The following is a 17,245-nucleotide window of genomic DNA, read 5'->3' on the forward strand; positions in this document are numbered from 1 at the left end:
AATCTCTCTAAAAAAGGGTTCGAGGTCGCAGTTCGGCCCGATCCGTGTGAAATTGGCCTCAACCCAGCCATGCATTGCCGGCTGGCCCCGTGTATCTTCCTTCAAGTCATGGCCAGGCATGTCCCGGCCATCGCGATACGGAGAAGCGCCGCGTATCACCGAAGCGGGACCACCGGCACGAGGCCGGCGATGACGCGGAGGACGGTTTTTCCGGGAATGACATCGTGTCCATTGACGGCCGACCCCGGGCTTGTTCTAAGCCGCATCGAGATGAAGGAGCGTTTCATGGACGAGAGCGTCGACATCCTCTGCGAGAAGCAGGGCGAGGCTGGCATCATCACGCTCAACCGTCCACGGGCTCTCAACGCGCTGAACCTGACCATGGTGCGCGAGATGCGCCGGGCGCTCGACGCCTGGGCCAGGGATCCCGCCGTGACGCGGATCGTCGTCCAGGGCGCGGGCGAGAAGGCCTTCTGCGCCGGCGGCGACATCCGGCAGCTCACGGACGACCTGCGGGCCGGCAAGCGCGACGAGGCGCTCGCCTTCTGGCGCGAGGAATACCAGCTCAACATACGGATCAAGCGCTATCCGAAGCCGTATGTCTCCCTCATCGACGGGATCTGCATGGGCGGCGGCGTCGGCATTTCGCTGCACGGCTCCTACCGGGTGGCGGGCGACCGCTACCTCTTCGCCATGCCCGAGGTCGGGATCGGGTTCTTCCCCGATGTGGGCGCGACCTACGCGCTCCCGCGCCTGCCGGGACAGACGGGCATGTACCTTGCCCTCACGGGCGAGCGGGTGAGGCGTGCCGATGCGGTGATGCTGGGCTTGGCGACCCATGCGGTGCCGAGCGGGAACATCGAAGGTTTGCGCCAGGCCTTGATCGCCGGAGACTCCGTCGAGGTTGCCCTGTCCCGGGTCGCGACGGATCCCGATCAGGCTCCTCTGGAGGCCGAGAGGGATCTCATCGATTCCTGCTTCTCCGCCGATAGCGTCATCGACATCCTGGCCCGCCTCGACCGGGCAGCCGAGAAGGGCTCCGACTTTGCCGCCAGGACCGTTGCCGGCATGCGGGCGAAGTCGCCGACCAGCATGAATCTGGCCTTCGAGCAGGTGCGCCGGGGCGCGTCGATGGATTTCGAGGACGCGATGAAGACCGAGTTCCGCATCGTGTCCCGGATCGGTGACGGTCACGACTTCTACGAGGGCGTGCGGGCGGTCCTGATCGACAAGGACAACCAGCCGCGATGGCAGCCCGCCTCCCTGGAGGCGGTGGACCGGGCCGTGATCGAGCATCACTTCGCCAGCCTGGGCGAACGGGAATTGGAGATCGCCTGATGCCCCGCAACGGCAGCCAAACCCCATCCACCCATGCGGCGCGCGAGTACCTGTCCGACCGGATCGAGGAGCGTCCCGTCGCCACTACGGTCATGCGCTGGAGCTTCGTTCTCACCTGGTTCATGCGGGTCCTGGCGATCCTCTGGATCATGAAGGGCCTGAGCGCCTGGGCGGTGATCCTCGGCGTCTGGACGCCGGTCGGGCAGTTCGAGGGGCGCTCGACGGGGTATCAGGCCACCATCATCTATTTCGCCCTGATCGACCTGATCGCCGCGGTCGGGCTTTGGATGGCCAGCACCTGGGGCGGAATCATGTGGCTCCTCGCCATCATGAGCCACCTGATTCTCGCAGCATTTTTCCCGGGAATCGTCTCCGGCGGCGTCATGACGCTGGCGTTCTTCCTGACGCTGATGGCGGTCTATCTCGGCGTCTCATGGCTGGCCGCGCAGGAAAACCACTGAGGAAGACCACTGATCGCGTGCAGCCTGCCAAGCTCCTCACGCAGAAGTGTATCCTCAAGAACACAGTTCAAAGTTACATAAGGGCCAAAGGCGTTTCAGAGGCGCGAGGAGCACCGGGCAGGGCGGTTTGCCATAAAACGGCCCCTATGTTCCTCGCTTTCGATACCGTTCCTTAATCCTATCCCGGCACTTATCGCTGGGAAGGGGACAGATGCGGACACCCGTTCGCCGCTTCCCCGATCGACAACATCTAACCGGGAAAGAGCCTGCGCTCATGTTCTCTCGCCGTACCCTCCTGACCGGATCGCTCGCCCTGATCTTCACGCCGGCTACCGGAGCCCTGGCCCAGCAATCCGCCCCGAGCCAGGCCGAGTGGTCGCAGAACTACGAGGCGGTGTCCCGCACCCGCGTCCAGCGCACCTCGACCCCGATGCTGTCTTCGGAGGCGCTTGCCGCCACCGAGCAGATGATCGAGTACTACCGCAACATCGCCGCCCGCGGCGGCTGGCAGCCCGTCCAGGGCGTCCAGGGTCTGCGCGTCGGCTCGAAGAGCCCGGCCGTCGTCGCCCTGCGCCAGCGCCTCATCATCACGGGCGACCTCGATGCCGCTGCCGGCGAATCGCCAATCTACGATTCCTACGTCGAGGCCGGCGTGCGCCGCTTCCAGGCCCGCCACGGCATCAGCTCCACCGGCACCGTGACGGCGCCGACGATCGCCGCCATGAACGTGCCGGTCGATGTCCGTATCCGCCAGCTCGAAATCAACGTGGCCCGCCTGCGCACCCTCGTCGGCAGCGGACTTCCCAACCGCTATGCGGTGGCCAACATCCCGGCCGCTCTCGTGGAGACGGTGGAGGGTGGCGTGGTGCATACCCGCCACGCCGCCGGCGTCGGCAAGATCGACCGCCAGTCGCCGCTGCTGAACTCCAAGGTGGTTGAGGTCAACTTCAACCCGTTCTGGACGGCTCCCGCCTCGGTGGTCAAAAAGGACCTGATCCCGAAGATGCAGAAGGAGCCGAACTACCTGGCCGAGAACCGGATCCGCATCTTCAACGGAGCCGGCCAGGAGGTTCAATCCAGCCAGATCAACTGGTTCTCGGACGAGGCGACCCGCTACCGCTTCCGCCAGGATCCGGGCGGCGATCTCAACTCCATGGGCTTCGTGCGCATCAATATCCCGAACCCGCACGGCGTCTACATGCACGACACGCCCTCCAAGGGCATCTTCGGCGACGATTTCCGTTTCGTGTCCTCGGGCTGCATCCGCATCCAGAACGTGCGCGACTACATCGAGTGGCTGCTGAAGGACACCCCCGGCTGGAGCCGCGAGCAGATCGACGCGACCTTCAAGTCCGGCGAGCGCATCGACGCCCGTCTGGCGCAGCCGGTTCCGATCCACTGGATTTACATGACCGCCTGGGCCACCCCAGACGGCCTCGTGCAGTTCCGCGACGACATCTACAACAAGGACGGCCTCGGCAACGCGATCCCGGTCGCCAGCCGCACTCCGACCGAGCCGGACGAAGAGATGTTCCTGCAGAACTAAAGGGCAGGGCGCGAGGCGGGCCTCAGCCTCAGCCTCAACGTCATCGCTCAATCGCCACGTCATCACCGGCCTCGTGCCGGTGATCTCCTTTCTGTGTGGTGTCGCGCTCACCCAATCGGGATGGCCGGCACAAGGCCGGCCATGACGTGGCGCGTTGCCCCCGGCCGCCCGTTGCATTTCCAGCGCCTAATGGGCATGTCTCCTGTGCGGGTTGGCGCGGTCAAGCCAGCCATGGTAAAGGCCTGGGCAATTCGGATCGAGCGGCCCGTTCCAGCCGGGCTCACAGGAAGACGAGGGTGACCCATGAGCGCGAGTGAAGCGGCACACAGCCATCTGTCCAACAGCTTTTTCTCGGCGAGCCTTGCCGACGGCGATCCCGAGATCGCCCGCGCCATCGGGCTCGAACTCGGCCGCCAGCGCGACGAGATCGAACTGATCGCCTCCGAGAACATCGTCTCCCGCGCCGTCCTGGAAGCCCAGGGCTCGGTGATGACCAACAAGTACGCGGAGGGCTATCCGGGCCGCCGCTACTACGGCGGCTGCCAGTTCGTCGACATGGCCGAGGAGCTCGCCATCGAGCGCGCCAAGCGCCTGTTCGACTGCAAATTCGCCAACGTCCAGGCCAATTCCGGCTCCCAGGCCAACCAGGCCGTGTTCATGGCCCTGATGAAGCCGGGCGACACCTTCATGGGCCTCGATCTCGCCTGCGGCGGCCACCTGACCCACGGCTCGCCGGTCAACATGTCCGGCAAGTGGTTCAACGTGGTGAGCTACAAGGTGCGCGAGAGCGACCAGATCATCGACATGGACGAGGTCGCGGAACTTGCGCGCACCCACAAGCCGAAGGTGATCGTCGCCGGCGGCTCGGCCTATTCCCGCTTCTGGGATTTCGCCCGCTTCCGCGAGATCGCCGATGAGGTCGGGGCCTTCTTCATGGTCGACATCGCCCACTTCGCGGGCCTCGTGGCCGGCGGCGCGCATCCGTCGCCGTTCCCGCACGCCCACGTGGTCACCACCACGACCCACAAGACCCTGCGCGGCCCGCGCGGCGGCATGATCCTCACCAACGACGAGGACATCGCCAAGAAGGTCAATTCCGCGATCTTCCCCGGCCTCCAGGGCGGACCGCTCATGCACGTCATCGCCGCCAAGGCGGTGGCCTTCGGCGAGGCCCTGCGCCCCGAGTTCAAGCTCTATGCCCGCTCGGTGGTCGACAATGCCAAGGTGCTCGCCGACACCATGCTGGCCGGCGGCTACGCCATCGTGGCCGGCGGCACGGACAACCACCTGATGCTGGTCGATCTGCGCCCGAAGAAGCTCACCGGCAAGGCCGCCGAAGCTGCTCTCGGCCGCGCGCACATCACCTGCAACAAGAACGGCGTGCCCTTCGACCCCGAAAAGCCGATGATCACCTCCGGCATCCGCCTCGGCACCCCGGCAGCCACCTCGCGTGGCTTCGGCGTGGCCGAGTTCCGGAAGGTCGGCGAGCTGATCGTCGAGACCCTGGACGGCCTCGCCAAGCACGGCGAGGAGGCCAATGCCTCGGTCGAGGAATCGGTCAAGCAGCGTGTGCATGAGCTGACCCGCCGCTTCCCGATCTATGGTTGATCGAGAAGCCAGAGTGTGGCCGGACCTTCCCCTTCTGCGTCATCACCGGCCTTGTGCCGGTGATCCCGGTTGTCCGAGGTGGAGCGCTCTTCCGATCGGGATGGCCGGGACAGGCTCGGCCATGACGGCTGATGGTTGTTCTCAGATGGCCGGCATCGCGTTCCGGATATGTGCGGCTTTGACGAATCTTGATCTGGATCTGCGGGTAGAAGGCTGATGCGCTGTCCCTATTGCGGGAGCCTGGACACCCAGGTGAAGGATTCCCGTCCCACGGACGATTCCTCGTCTATCCGCCGGCGCCGCATCTGCCCGGATTGCGGCGGCCGCTTCACGACCTTCGAGCGGGTGCAGCTGCGTGAGCTGACGGTCCTGAAGCGATCCGGCCGGCGGGTGCCGTTCGATCGGGACAAGCTGCAGCAATCGGTCGAGGTCGCGCTGCGCAAGCGTCCGGTGGATCCGGAGCGGGTCGAGCGGATGATCAACGGCATCGTGCGCCAGCTCGAGAGCATGAGCGACGGCGAGGTGCCGAGCGAGACGGTGGGCGAGCTCGTCATGGAGGGCCTGAAAGGCCTCGACGACGTGGCCTATGTGCGCTTCGCCTCCGTGTACAAGAACTTCCGTGAAGCCAAGGACTTCGAGGAAATTCTCGGCAAGCTGGCCGAAGGCGAGGGGGATGAGGATCTTCCGCCTCCGCCGAAGAAGAAGCGCGTACAGACCGAGCAATGAACTCCCCGGGGGCGACAGGGCGACAATCCGATCGGGCCATTCAGGACGAGCGCTTCATGCGCCTCGCCATTGCCCTCGGCGAGCGCAATCTCGGCCTGACCTGGCCGAATCCATCCGTCGGCTCGATCGTCGTGGACGAGAGCGGGGATGCTCCGGTGATCCTTTCGCAGGGCGCCACTCAGGCCGGAGGCCGGCCCCATGCCGAGCGCGTGGCCCTGGCGGCTGCGGGAGCGCGCGCGAAGGGCGCGACCCTCTACGTCTCCCTCGAACCCTGCTCGCACCACGGCAGGACCGCGCCCTGCGCGGATGCGGTGGTCGAAGCGGGAGTGGCACGGGTCGTATCGGCGCTCGAGGATCCGGATTCGCGCGTCGCCGGGCTCGGCCATGCCCGGTTGCGGGAGGCCGGGATCGACGTGACGGTCGGCTGCCTCGCCAGGGACGCCCGCCGCGCCCATATCGGCCATATCACCCGCGTCACGAAGGGGCGGCCTGCGGTCACGGTGAAGCTCGCGCGCAGCACCGAAGGCTTCGCGGGTTCGCGCCAGGGCCCGCGCCTGATGCTCACGGGCGCGATCGCCAACGCAAAGGTGCACCTGATGCGCGCCCATGCGGATGCGATCATGGTCGGGGTCGGCACCCTTCTCGCTGACGATCCGCTGCTGAACGTCCGCCTGCCGGGCCTGGAGGCTCGCTCGCCCATCCGCATCGTCGTCGATTCGCACCTGCGCACGCCTCCGACCGCTGGCGTCGTGGCGGGTGCGCGCGATATTCCGACCTGGATCGTCACAACCGTCACGGCCCCCGTCGAGGCGGAAAAAGCCCTCACGGAGCACGGTGTGGAGGTGTTGCGGGTCGCGGCCGACGAGAGCGGCCGTGTCCTGCTGCCGGAAGCCCTGGAACTCCTCGGCGCCCGCGGCATCACCCGTATTTTCTGCGAGGGCGGCCCCGAGCTGGCGGATGCGCTGGCCGAGGCCGACCTCGTCGACGAACTGGTCCTGGTCACCGGCCGCTCGGCCAGGGGGCAGGGCGACCTTCCGGCCCTCGGCCCGTCGCTCCAGGACCGCATGGACCTTCTCGATTGCCGGGCCGAGGACCGGATCGGCCCCGATCTTTTCATGTTTTGGGAGAGACCCTGATGTTTACGGGTATCGTCACCGATGTCGGTGAGATCGCGACCGCCGAGGGGGCTCAGGGAACCCTGAAGCGCCTGCGGATCCATGCATCCTATGACCCCGCCACCATCGCGCTCGGTGCGTCCATCGCCTGCGGCGGGCCGTGCCTGACGGTAGTGGCCGTCGGCCCCCGCGAGGGCGGCTGCTGGTTCGACGTGGATGCCGCCGCCGAAACCCTGGAGCGCACCACCGTGGGCGACTGGCAGTCCGGCACCAGGGTCAACCTGGAGCGCTCGCTGAAGATCGGCGACGAACTCGGCGGCCATATCGTGACCGGGCACGTGGACGGCGTTGCCACGATCGTGGGCAAGGAGTCGATCACCGCCGGCGACGACCCGTGGGGGCCGACCGCACGGTTCGTCATCAAGGCGCCGCACGCGCTGGCCCCCTTCATCGCGGAAAAAGGCTCCGTCTGCCTCGACGGCACGTCGCTCACGGTGAACTCCGTGAACAACGACATGTTCTCGGTCCTGATCATTCCCCATACCCTGAGCGTCACCACCTGGGGCGGCCGGCAGGTGGGCGACAAGCTCAACCTCGAGGTCGATCTCATGGCCCGCTACGCCGCGCGGCTTGCGGATGCGCGCCGGGCGGAGTAGGTGAACCCTAACGTTTCCCGTATCCAATACACCACCCTCATCCTGAGGAGGCGCGTCAGCGCCGTCTCAAAGGATCAGGGCGTCTCCAGTGCTTTCTGGACCCTCCTTCGAGACGCAGCCTCCGGCTGCTCCTCAGGACGAGGGCAGAGAGACTGTCAGAATTCTGAACGGATTTCATATGGTCGCGCCTTCCGATAAGCCGAAAAGCCCCCGTCCGCCGGTTCCCGGCGCCCGCATCCTGGTCGTCGAGGCCCGCTTCTACGACGACATCGCCGACGAGCTTCTGCGCGGCGCGAGTGACGCGGTCGAGGCGGCGCAGGCCACCATGGACGTGCTGACCCTCGATGGCGCGCTCGAAATCCCCGCCACCATCGCGATCGCGCTCGATGCTGCCGAGAAGGCCGGCAGGCCTTACGACGCCGTCGTGGCTCTGGGCTGCGTCATCCGCGGCGAGACCGGCCATTACGATATCGTGGCCGGCGAGAGCGCCCGCGCCCTGATGGACCTCTCCGTGGAGCGCCGCATTCCGCTGGCCAACGGCATTCTCACCGTCGAGAATGACAAGCAGGCCTGGACCCGCGCGAGCGTGAATGAATTGAATAAGGGCGGTGGAGCGGTGGATGCGGCTCTCGCCGTCCTGCGCATCAAGCGCCAACTCGTGGAGGCCTGATCATGACGAAGCCAGCAGAGCGCTCGGCCGCTCGCCTCGCTGCCGTCCAGGCCCTTTATCAGATGGACGTGTCGGGCAAGACCGTGCTCGATGCGCTCGCCGAGTTCGAGGCCTTCTGGATCGGCCGCGAGGTCGAGGGCATCGAGTTCCAGCCGTCGGACAACGTGTTCTTCCGCGACATTCTCTCGGGTGTGGTCACGAACCAGCGCGAGATCGACATGAAGATCGACAACGCGCTTGCCAGCGACTGGCCGCTGAAGCGCGTCGAGGCGGTGCTGCGCGCCATCCTGCGCGCGGGCGGCTATGAGCTGATGTTCCGCAAGGACGTGCCGGCCCGCGTCGTCATCACGGAATATGTGGACGTGACCCATAGCTTCTACGGCGAGGACGAGCCGGGCCTCGTGAACGCGGTGCTGGACAAGGTCGCCCGCGACGTCCGCCCGGGCGAGCTCGAAAAGAAGTCCGCCGGCCAGGGCAAGCGCTGAACGCGGCCGGACACTGGGAAATGGGTTGCAAAGCGGGGCGCTGCACTCGACTGGAAACGAGAGCGCGCTTCCTCCCCGCGTCATCACCGGCCTTGTGCCGGTGATCCCGATTTGAGAAGCGACGCGCTTCACTGTACCGAGATGGCCGGGACAAGCCCGGCCATGACGTGAGAGAATGGCTCGTCCACCCCCCGCCCTTACTTCCTCCTCAACATGGGGAGGGAAGGAGACGCACCCGCTCATGAGCGTGCAACGACCTTCGGAAGACGGCCTGATCGCCCGCTTCTTCGCCCCCATCGCCGGCGAAGGGGCCCTTGGCCTGAAGGACGATGCGGCCCGTCTCACGTCGAAGCCCGACCACGATCTCGTCCTCACCGTCGACGCCTTGGTGGAGCGCGTCCATTTCCTGCCCGAGGATGCCCCCGGGTCCATTGCACGCAAGGCGCTCGGCGTGAACGTCTCGGATCTGGCCGCCAAGGGCGCCGACCCGGCCGGTTTCCTGCTGAGCCTCGCTCTGCCCGACGACTGGACCGAGAGCTGGCTCGCCGAGTTCGCCGAAGGGCTTGGAAAAGCGTCACGGGATTTCGCCTGCCCGCTCCTCGGCGGCGATACCGTGAAGGCGAAAGGTCCGTTGACCCTGTCCGTCACCGCTGTCGGGCAGGTTCCGGCGGGCCGGATGGTACTGCGCACGACGGCAAAGCCTGACGACGTCATCTGTGTCACCGGCACCATCGGCGACGCGGCCCTCGGGCTGAAGCTCCACTCCGGTCCAGACTGGGCCGAGGGCCTATCGCCTGAGGAACGGGCGCATCTCGCCGACCGCTATCTCCACCCCCGGCCGCGCCATCGCCTCGCGGCAGCCCTGCGAAGCCATGCCAGCGCCGCCATGGACGTCTCGGATGGCCTCGCCGGAGATCTCGCCAAGATGATGCGGGCAAGCGGCGTCGGCGCCCTCATCGAGGCCGACCGGGTGCCGCTGTCGGGTGCCGCGGCGAAGGCTGTGCAGGCTTCGCCCGACCTGCTCGACCTCGCCCTAACCGGCGGGGACGACTACGAGATCCTCTGCACCGTGCCGGAAAAGAATCTCGACAGTTTCCGGAAAGAGGCCGATACGGTCGGGATCACCCTGTCCGTCATCGGCCGAGTCGTCTCAGGACATGACCTGCCGGTCTTTCGGATCAACGGTCTCGAAAGACGCTACGATGTCGGCTCCTACCAGCATTTCTGATAGTTCATTCCAGGCACCTTCCAGCGACGTCGTCGCCAAGCACAATGCCGTCGTCCTGGCCGTCGCCATGGCACTCGGCGGCTCGAGTCCGGCCATCGTCGTGTCGCTCGGCGGCCTCGTGGGGCAGGCGCTCGCATCGAACAGGGAACTGGCGACACTCCCCGTCAGCCTGCTCAATCTCGGGCTGGCGCTCGGCACCATCCCGGCCGCCTTGCTGATGCGCAAGGCAGGACGGCGAATCGGCTACATCATCGGCGCAGGGATCGGCCTTGCGGGAGGCTGCCTGGCCGCCTTCGGCATCGCCTCGTTCAGTTTTACCCTGTTCTGCCTCGGGACCCTGATCATCGGCAGCTACGGCTCCTTCAACCAGAGCTACCGCTTCGCCGCGACGGATTCCGCCTCCGAATCCTTCAAGCCCAGGGCGATCTCCTGGGTCATGACCGGAGGCCTGGTGGCCGGCGTGATCGGGCCGCAAACCGTGATCTGGACCAGGGATGCGGTCCAGGCAGCTCCATTTGCGGGAGCGTTCCTGGCACAGGCGACCCTGGCCCTGCTCTCGATGATCGCGATTTCGTTCCTGCGACCGGCGCCTGTCAGCCCCACGTCCACGAAGGCGGCCGGCCGTCCTCTGATCGAGATCGTGCGTCAGCCCCGGTTCATCGTGGCGGCGGTGACGGGCCTTGTGTCCTACAGTCTCATGACCTTCATCATGACGGCAGCCCCTTTGGCGATGATCGACTGCGGCCACTCGATCGGCGCGGCGGCGCTCGGCATCCAATGGCATATCCTGGCCATGTTCGGCCCGAGCTTCTTCACCGGTCGCCTGATCGCCCGATTCGGCAAGGGAAAGGTGACGGCCACGGGCCTGGTTCTGATTGCTCTTTCCGCCCTCATCGGCCTGTCGGGCATCGGCATCGCCCACTTCTGGACAGCGCTCATCCTTCTCGGGGTCGGATGGAACTTCGGCTTCATCGGCGCGACCGCCCTGGTGACCGATTGCTACCGGCCGGAGGAGCGTGCCAAAGTCCAGGCGGCCAACGACTTCCTCATCTTCGGCTCAGTCGCCATCGCCTCCTTCTCTTCAGGGAAGCTCCTGAGTGCGGGTGGCTGGGAGAGCGTGAACTGGCTGGTCTTCCCGCCCGTCCTCATCGCGCTAGTTCTGCTAGCTTGGCAGCAGAGGACGAAGGCGATCGCACCCGCTTAAAGTATTAAGGCGTTCCTGTGGGTTCTGCGTGCAGGATTGTTGCGAACGGCCTAGTTTTTTGTCACCAAATACGACGTTCGCTGGGGGTGGAGGTCCTTCAAGGCCAAAATGTGGGCCTTGAAGAGTGGCTTTTTGCTTTCCCATAACAAGGATGGCATGATGGCACTGACCCTTATTATCTTGGGTGGTCTTCTTTCGATTGCGTATGGCTTCTGGGCCATCAGCGACGTGATGAAGCGGGACGCCGGTTCTCAGCGTATGCAGGAAATCGCGGGGGCGATTGCCGAAGGCGCAAAAGCTTATCTTCGCAGGCAATATTTCACGATCGCGATCGTCGGCATCGTCCTGTTCGTGATCATCGCCTACTTGCTCGGCATTCGGGTTGCCATCGGCTTCGCCATCGGTGCCATTCTTTCCGCTGCGGCAGGCTTCATCGGCATGAACGTATCGGTTCGCGCCAATGTTCGTACGGCCCAAGCTGCAACCCAATCCCTGGGCGCCGGTCTCGACGTTGCCTTCAAGTCGGGTGCCGTGACCGGTATGCTGGTGGCGGGCCTCGCCCTTCTCGGCGTCGCAGTCTATTACGGCTATCTCACTCGCGTTGCAGGCTTGGCTCCGTCCGACCGCGTGGTCATCGACAGCCTTGTGGCCCTCGGCTTCGGAGCCTCGCTGATCTCGATCTTCGCCCGTCTCGGCGGCGGCATCTTCACCAAGGGTGCCGACGTCGGCGGCGATCTCGTGGGCAAGGTCGAGGCCGGCATTCCCGAGGACGACCCGCGCAATCCGGCGACCATCGCCGACAACGTGGGCGATAATGTCGGCGACTGCGCCGGCATGGCGGCCGACCTGTTCGAGACCTACGCGGTGACCGTGGTCGCCACCATGGTTCTCGCGGCCATTTTCTTCGCCGGCCAGGCAACGCTCGACACCATGCTGTTGTATCCGCTCGCCATCGGCGCTGCCTGTATCGTCACCTCGATCATCGGCACATTCTTCGTGAAGCTCGGGCAGAACGAGTCCATCATGGGCGCTCTCTACAAGGGGCTCATCGTGACCGGGGTTCTGTCGGCGGCGGCGATTGCCGCGGTCACCTGGCAGATGATCGGCTTCGGCCCAGTCGCCGGGGCCGACTTCACGGGTCAGGCCCTGTTCTGGTGCGCCATCGTGGGTCTGGCCGTGACGGCACTCATCGTGGTCATCACCGAGTACTACACCGGCGTCGGCTTCCGTCCGGTGCGCTCTATCGCCCAGTCTTCCGTGACTGGCCATGGGACGAACGTGATCCAGGGCCTTGCGGTCTCGCTGGAGGCGACTGCTCTGCCGACCATCGTCATCATCGCGGGCATCATCGTGGCCTTCAAGCTCGCGGGTCTGTTCGGCATTGCGATTGCGGTGACGGCCATGCTGGCTCTCGCCGGCATGATCGTTGCCCTGGATGCCTTCGGCCCGGTGACCGACAATGCCGGCGGCATTGCCGAAATGGCTGGTCTGCCGAAGGAGGTCCGCAAGTCGACGGACGCTCTCGATGCGGTCGGCAACACCACGAAGGCGGTGACGAAGGGCTATGCCATCGGCTCCGCAGGCCTCGGCGCCCTGGTGCTGTTCGCGGCCTATACGTCGGATCTGAACTACTTCACCCAGAACGCCGCGCAGTATCCGTACTTCCAGGGCGTGGCGCCGAACTTCTCCTTGACCAATCCCTATGTTGTGGTCGGTCTCCTGTTCGGCGGTCTCATCCCGTTCCTTTTCGGCGGCATTGCCATGACGGCGGTAGGCCGGGCGGCGGGGGCGGTGGTGGAGGAAGTGCGTCGTCAGTTCCGCGAGAAGCCGGGCATTATGGCCGGCACCGACCGTCCCGATTACGGGCGTGCGGTCGACATGCTCACCCGTGCCGCGATCAAGGAAATGATCGTGCCTTCGCTCCTGCCGGTGCTGGCGCCGATCGTGACCTACTTCGTCGTCTACTGGGTAGCCGGCAAGTCCGAGGCCTTCTCGGCCGTGGGCGCCATGCTGCTTGGCGTGATCGTGACGGGCTTGTTCGTCGCCATCTCGATGACCTCGGGAGGCGGCGCCTGGGACAACGCCAAGAAGTCCTTCGAGGACGGCTTCACGGATGCCTCGGGCACGACCCATCACAAGGGCTCTGAAGCCCACAAGGCTTCCGTCACGGGCGATACCGTCGGAGACCCCTACAAGGATACGGCAGGACCTGCTGTGAACCCGGCGATCAAGATCACCAACATCATCGCCCTGCTGCTCCTCGCGATCCTCGCCCACTCATAAGAGCGGCACTGCCAAACAGCATGAGACCCGCGGCGAAAGCCGGGGTTTTCGCTTTTGCAAGCGCCTCAAAGCAAAATGGCCGGGACAAAGCCCGGCCACCCTGAATTCTCGCGCCGATGTCGGATCAGCTGAACGGGTTGAAGCTGGTCACGCCCTTGAAGATCTGGCCGATGAAGCTGGCCTCTTCGCCGCCGGCCGGGGTGGTGCGGCTGATGAAGTCGAAGACCTTGCCGTCCTGGAGGCCGTAAAGGGCGATGCGCTCGACCCGCAGGCCCTGGTCGAAATAGACGGCGGTCACCTGCTGGTCCACCACCTGCTCGCCCATGAACTGCAGCGTACGGCGGGATTTCTGGCTGATGTAGTACCAGTTGCGGTTGCCGACCGTGGACACGGTCGAAGGTGTTCCGAGGGTCTGAAGGACCTGGTCGGCGCTCATGCCCTTCTTCACCTGAGCGATGGCGCGCTCATCCGCGACGTAGCCGCGTTGGAACTCGTCGCCCATCGTGCAGGCGGCTACGGACGAGGCGAGAACGGTTGCAGTAGCCAGGCGCATCAAAAGGGTATGATATCGACGCATCGTACGGTTCTTCCAGAAATGGGGCGCGGATAAGCTTGCGCCTACGGATGGTGATGGCGTAACCCGAGGCTACGATTTTGACAAGCTTGGAAGGGCAGAGCCGTGATCTTCAGTCTCTTCCGCAAGGACCCCCGGCGCACCACCATCGCATCCCTCTACAAGAGAATCGCGACGGCATCGCGCATGCCCGGGCTCTATGCGGCACTTGGCATTCCGGACACTCTGGAAGGGCGGTTCGAGGCCCTGTCGCTGCATATGGTTCTGGCCCTGCGTGCCCTGCGTGAGTTCCCGCATCCCGCCGATGAGGTCGCCAAAGACCTGACCGATGCCTTCTTCCGGGATATGGATGCCTCATTAAGAGAAATGGGCGTCGGCGATACCCTTGTGCCGAAGCGGATGAAGAAGGTCGCCGAATCCTTTTATGGGCGGGCGCATGCCTATGATACGCCCCTCAACGGCGCCGACGAGGTAGGTCTGGCGCTGGCCCTCGGCCGCAACGTCTACGGCAGCGAGGCACCGGCCACCCCCCTGGCGCGTTATGCTCTCGCAGCCGATCGGGGATTCAAGACGGTGGATCTGGATACACTTCTGGAAACAGGGCCTGTTTTCCCTGCGCCTGAGACCTTTGCTTAAGGAGGCAATCTGATGACACCCGAAACCGTGGGACCTTTGTCGCGGCTCGTCGACATCATGAGGATCCCGCCCCGTGGGCAGGAGGTCCATGTGGAGGCGACGGCCGAGGAATGTGCCGCCCTGGCTCAGGATTTCGGCTTGCCAGGAATCCAGGCACTTTCCGGCGATTACCACTTGCAAGCCTCCGCCAAGGGCATCCATGTGACAGGAGTGGTCAAGGCTTCGATCACACAGATCTGCGTGACGACCCTCGAACCCTTCGATTCCATGATCGAGGAAGAGGTCGAGGTGGATTTCGCGGAGTCTTCAGGCATGCCGGCGGAGCCGCCGACCGACATCCATGAATATGAGCCGCCGGATGAGATCGTGAATGGTCAGATCGACTTGGGCGCGCTCACGGCCGAATTTCTTGTACTCGGGCTCGATCCCTATCCGCGCAAGCCTGGTGTCGACTTCAGTTATCGGGATCCTGCGGACGAGAAGGATTCGCCATTCGCAGCATTGAACAAGCTGAAGGGGAGCAAGTAGGGGACTGGCGGCAGCGATCCTTACGGCATATGTCCGGCTGATCTCAGGACCACAGAATTCAGTTGCGGAGCGACCGCAAACCGCTATTTTCCGCCCCCTGTTGAATGACTTAAAAGAAAGAACAATCGTTCATGCCGAAGCCGGTGCGTATTTCGCTTGATGCGATGGGGGGCGATCACGGTCCGTCCGTCGTGATCCCGGGCGCAGCCTTGGCCTTGGAGCGCCACCCCGATCTCCGCTTCCTGATGTTCGGCAATGAAACGATTGTTGCGCCTCTCCTGAACGCTCATCCCAAGCTGAAGGAAGCCAGCGAGCTGCGCCATACGGACATCGCCATCGCCATGGACGAAAAGCCCAGCCAGGCCATCCGGATGGGGCGGGGCAAATCCTCCATGTGGCGGGCCGTCCAGGCCGTCCGTGATGGAGAAGCTGATGCTGCCGTCTCAGCCGGCAACACCGGGGCTCTGATGGCGACCGCCAAGGTCTGCCTCAAGACGATGGCGCATATCGAACGCCCGGCGATTGCATGCATGTGGCCGACCATGAGGGGCGAGAGCATCGTGCTCGATGTCGGTGCGACCATCGGCGCGGATGCGGGCCATTTGGTGGATATGGCAATCATGGGCGCTGCCATGGCGCGCATCGTGTTCGACCTGGATCGCCCGACCGTGGGGCTTCTCAATGTCGGCACAGAGGAAATCAAGGGGATCGAAGCGGTCAAGGAAGCCAACCGAATCCTGAAGGAATCGAACCTTCCGCACTTGGATTATCGCGGGTTCGTGGAGGGTGACGATCTCGGCAAAGGCACCGTCGATGTGGTCGTGACCGAAGGGTTCACGGGCAATATCGCCCTGAAGACCGCTGAGGGAACGGCTAAGCAGATCGCCCAGTACCTGCGCTCGGCCATGAGCCGTACCTTGATGGCGAAAATCGGCTACCTGTTCGCGAAACAGGCCTTTAACGCTCTCCGGGACAAGATGGACCCGCGCAAGGTCAATGGCGGTGTCTTCCTGGGTCTCGAAGGAGTGGTCGTCAAAAGCCATGGCGGCACGGACGATCTCGGCTTCGCAAGCGCCATCGACGTCGCTTACGACATGGCGCATTTTGAATTGATGAACACAATCCGGAGCATGTTGGACCATGATCCGGTGGGCCAAACGGCCTGAGGAAGGCGCATCTTGAAACGCACCCGTTCCGTCGTACGCGGCATCGGCTCCTATCTGCCGAGGCGCAAGCTGACAAACCAGGACCTCGAGAAGTTCGTGGAAACTTCGCACGAGTGGATCGTGCAGCGGACCGGCATCGAGGAGCGCCACATCGCCGACGATGACGAAACCACGTCCGTTCTCGGGATCAAGGCAGCGGAAGCGGCCCTGGCGGACGCCGGGCTCACGGCCGACGACATCGATCTGGTCATCTGTGCCACCTCGACGCCCGATTATACATTCCCATCGACGGCCACGATGATCCAGACCGGCCTCGGCATGACCCATGGGGCAGCCTTCGACCTCCAGGCCGTCTGCACGGGCTTCGTCTATGCCGTGGCTACGGCGGACAAATTCCTGCAGTCCGGCTCGCACAAGCGTGCCCTTGTGGTCGGTGCCGAGACCTTTTCCCGCATCCTCGATTGGAATGACCGCACCACCTGCGTGCTGTTCGGCGACGGGGCAGGGGCCATCGTCCTCGAGGCCCAGGAGGGGGAGGGCACGTCCGCCGACCGTGGCGTCCTGACGTCCCACCTCCGTTCAGATGGGCGCTACCGCGACAAACTTTACGTCGACGGCGGCCCGGGCTCGACGAAAACAACCGGCGTTCTGAAGATGGAGGGCCGCGAGGTCTTCAAATTCGCCGTCGGCATGGTGGCGGACGTCGTGCAGGACGCCTTCAAGGCGACCGGCACGAGCGCCGAGGAGCTGAAGTGGTTCGTGCCGCACCAGGCCAACAAGCGCATCATCACGGCGAGCGCGGACAAGCTGGGTATCGCGCCGGAGAAAGTCGTCATTACCGTCAACAAGCACGGCAATACCTCTGCTGCTTCGATTCCCCTCGCTTTGGACGCTGCCCGAAGGGATGGGCGGATCAGGGACGGGGATCTCGTCATGATCGAGGCCATCGGTGGCGGCTTTACCTGGGGAAGCGCCCTGATCCGCTGGTAGCTCCGAAGGACTTCGACTCTGGTGGTATCCG

The 17,245-nt window shown here is 64.6% G+C and carries 17 protein-coding genes; 16 read left to right on the forward strand and 1 reads right to left on the reverse strand.

Features of this window, described 5'->3' with window-relative positions:
• Positions 1-285: 285 nt before the first annotated feature.
• The 12 genes from FS320_RS03415 to FS320_RS03470 all read left to right on the forward strand — a co-directional run bounded on the left by FS320_RS03415 (position 286) and on the right by FS320_RS03470 (position 13,320).
• On the forward strand, positions 286-1,338 hold the full coding sequence (locus FS320_RS03415) for an enoyl-CoA hydratase/isomerase family protein (protein WP_152709229.1): 1,053 nt from the start codon (positions 286-288) through the stop codon (positions 1,336-1,338).
• The gene (locus FS320_RS03420; protein ID WP_152709232.1) at positions 1,338-1,799 is read left to right on the forward strand and encodes a DUF6163 family protein; all 462 of its coding nucleotides are present in this window, start codon (positions 1,338-1,340) and stop codon (positions 1,797-1,799) included. The genes FS320_RS03415 and FS320_RS03420 overlap by 1 nt, the downstream gene beginning before the upstream one ends.
• A gap of 274 nt (positions 1,800-2,073) precedes the next feature.
• On the forward strand, positions 2,074-3,345 hold the full coding sequence (locus tag FS320_RS03425; RefSeq protein ID WP_152709235.1) for a L,D-transpeptidase family protein: 1,272 nt from the start codon (positions 2,074-2,076) through the stop codon (positions 3,343-3,345).
• Positions 3,346-3,648: 303 nt separating this feature from the next.
• Positions 3,649-4,953: a serine hydroxymethyltransferase gene (gene glyA, locus FS320_RS03430; protein WP_152709239.1), complete on the forward strand. Its 1,305-nt coding sequence runs from the start codon at positions 3,649-3,651 to the stop codon at positions 4,951-4,953.
• Between the two features lie 216 nt (positions 4,954-5,169).
• On the forward strand, positions 5,170-5,679 hold the full coding sequence (gene nrdR / locus FS320_RS03435; protein ID WP_152709242.1) for a transcriptional regulator NrdR: 510 nt from the start codon (positions 5,170-5,172) through the stop codon (positions 5,677-5,679).
• Positions 5,676-6,815, forward strand: coding sequence for a bifunctional diaminohydroxyphosphoribosylaminopyrimidine deaminase/5-amino-6-(5-phosphoribosylamino)uracil reductase RibD (gene ribD / locus FS320_RS03440; RefSeq protein WP_152709245.1), 1,140 nt, complete (start codon positions 5,676-5,678; stop codon positions 6,813-6,815). Before nrdR ends, ribD begins: the two co-directional genes overlap by 4 nt.
• A complete protein-coding gene (locus FS320_RS03445) occupies positions 6,815-7,450 on the forward strand; it encodes a riboflavin synthase (RefSeq protein WP_152709247.1) in 636 nt (211 codons plus the stop codon). The genes ribD and FS320_RS03445 overlap by 1 nt, the downstream gene beginning before the upstream one ends.
• A gap of 178 nt (positions 7,451-7,628) precedes the next feature.
• The gene (ribH, locus tag FS320_RS03450; RefSeq protein ID WP_152709250.1) at positions 7,629-8,120 is read left to right on the forward strand and encodes a 6,7-dimethyl-8-ribityllumazine synthase; all 492 of its coding nucleotides are present in this window, start codon (positions 7,629-7,631) and stop codon (positions 8,118-8,120) included.
• A gap of 2 nt (positions 8,121-8,122) precedes the next feature.
• Positions 8,123-8,605, forward strand: coding sequence for a transcription antitermination factor NusB (nusB, locus tag FS320_RS03455; RefSeq protein ID WP_152709253.1), 483 nt, complete (start codon positions 8,123-8,125; stop codon positions 8,603-8,605).
• Positions 8,606-8,846: 241 nt separating this feature from the next.
• Entirely contained in the window at positions 8,847-9,833 is a 987-nt protein-coding gene (gene thiL / locus FS320_RS03460; RefSeq protein ID WP_152709256.1) for a thiamine-phosphate kinase, read from the forward strand.
• Positions 9,808-11,037, forward strand: coding sequence for an MFS transporter (locus tag FS320_RS03465; protein WP_152709258.1), 1,230 nt, complete (start codon positions 9,808-9,810; stop codon positions 11,035-11,037). The genes thiL and FS320_RS03465 overlap by 26 nt, the downstream gene beginning before the upstream one ends.
• Before the next feature lie 156 nt (positions 11,038-11,193).
• A complete protein-coding gene (locus FS320_RS03470) occupies positions 11,194-13,320 on the forward strand; it encodes a sodium-translocating pyrophosphatase (protein WP_152709261.1) in 2,127 nt (708 codons plus the stop codon).
• A gap of 124 nt (positions 13,321-13,444) precedes the next feature.
• Here the strand turns inward: FS320_RS03470 and FS320_RS03475 are convergent, their stop codons facing one another.
• Entirely contained in the window at positions 13,445-13,897 is a 453-nt protein-coding gene (locus FS320_RS03475) for an outer membrane protein assembly factor BamE (RefSeq protein WP_152709263.1), read from the reverse strand.
• Between the two features lie 102 nt (positions 13,898-13,999).
• Between FS320_RS03475 and FS320_RS03480 the strand changes: the two genes are divergently transcribed.
• From FS320_RS03480 to FS320_RS03495, 4 genes are all read left to right on the forward strand, one after another.
• Complete coding sequence (locus FS320_RS03480; RefSeq protein WP_162002784.1) at positions 14,000-14,530, forward strand: ubiquinol-cytochrome C chaperone family protein; 531 nt, start codon at positions 14,000-14,002, stop codon at positions 14,528-14,530.
• A gap of 12 nt (positions 14,531-14,542) precedes the next feature.
• The gene (locus FS320_RS03485; RefSeq protein ID WP_152709266.1) at positions 14,543-15,058 is read left to right on the forward strand and encodes a YceD family protein; all 516 of its coding nucleotides are present in this window, start codon (positions 14,543-14,545) and stop codon (positions 15,056-15,058) included.
• Between the two features lie 131 nt (positions 15,059-15,189).
• The gene (gene plsX, locus FS320_RS03490; RefSeq protein WP_152709269.1) at positions 15,190-16,224 is read left to right on the forward strand and encodes a phosphate acyltransferase PlsX; all 1,035 of its coding nucleotides are present in this window, start codon (positions 15,190-15,192) and stop codon (positions 16,222-16,224) included.
• A 12-nt stretch (positions 16,225-16,236) separates the two neighbouring features.
• A complete protein-coding gene (locus FS320_RS03495; RefSeq protein ID WP_152709272.1) occupies positions 16,237-17,214 on the forward strand; it encodes a beta-ketoacyl-ACP synthase III in 978 nt (325 codons plus the stop codon).
• Positions 17,215-17,245 lie beyond the last annotated feature (31 nt).

The organism is Microvirga tunisiensis (assembly GCF_009296175.1).
Classification (GTDB): domain Bacteria; phylum Pseudomonadota; class Alphaproteobacteria; order Rhizobiales; family Beijerinckiaceae; genus Microvirga; species Microvirga tunisiensis.

Excerpts from the sequence above, each read along its gene's own strand:
- glyA (WP_152709239.1), top strand. The coding sequence starts at position 3,649 with ATGAGCGCGAGTGAAGCGGCACACAGCCATCTGTCCAACAGCTTTTTC.
- thiL (WP_152709256.1), top strand. The coding sequence starts at position 8,847 with ATGAGCGTGCAACGACCTTCGGAAGACGGCCTGATCGCCCGCTTCTTC.
- nrdR (WP_152709242.1), top strand. The coding sequence starts at position 5,170 with ATGCGCTGTCCCTATTGCGGGAGCCTGGACACCCAGGTGAAGGATTCC.
- FS320_RS03465 (WP_152709258.1), top strand. The coding sequence starts at position 9,808 with ATGTCGGCTCCTACCAGCATTTCTGATAGTTCATTCCAGGCACCTTCC.
- plsX (WP_152709269.1), top strand. The coding sequence starts at position 15,190 with ATGCCGAAGCCGGTGCGTATTTCGCTTGATGCGATGGGGGGCGATCAC.
- FS320_RS03425 (WP_152709235.1), top strand. The coding sequence starts at position 2,074 with ATGTTCTCTCGCCGTACCCTCCTGACCGGATCGCTCGCCCTGATCTTC.
- ribH (WP_152709250.1), top strand. The coding sequence starts at position 7,629 with ATGGTCGCGCCTTCCGATAAGCCGAAAAGCCCCCGTCCGCCGGTTCCC.
- ribD (WP_152709245.1), top strand. The coding sequence starts at position 5,676 with ATGAACTCCCCGGGGGCGACAGGGCGACAATCCGATCGGGCCATTCAG.
- FS320_RS03470 (WP_152709261.1), top strand. The coding sequence starts at position 11,194 with ATGATGGCACTGACCCTTATTATCTTGGGTGGTCTTCTTTCGATTGCG.
- FS320_RS03485 (WP_152709266.1), top strand. The coding sequence starts at position 14,543 with ATGACACCCGAAACCGTGGGACCTTTGTCGCGGCTCGTCGACATCATG.
- nusB (WP_152709253.1), top strand. The coding sequence starts at position 8,123 with ATGACGAAGCCAGCAGAGCGCTCGGCCGCTCGCCTCGCTGCCGTCCAG.
- FS320_RS03445 (WP_152709247.1), top strand. The coding sequence starts at position 6,815 with ATGTTTACGGGTATCGTCACCGATGTCGGTGAGATCGCGACCGCCGAG.
- FS320_RS03420 (WP_152709232.1), top strand. The coding sequence starts at position 1,338 with ATGCCCCGCAACGGCAGCCAAACCCCATCCACCCATGCGGCGCGCGAG.
- FS320_RS03475 (WP_152709263.1), bottom strand. The coding sequence starts at position 13,897 with ATGCGTCGATATCATACCCTTTTGATGCGCCTGGCTACTGCAACCGTT.
- FS320_RS03415 (WP_152709229.1), top strand. The coding sequence starts at position 286 with ATGGACGAGAGCGTCGACATCCTCTGCGAGAAGCAGGGCGAGGCTGGC.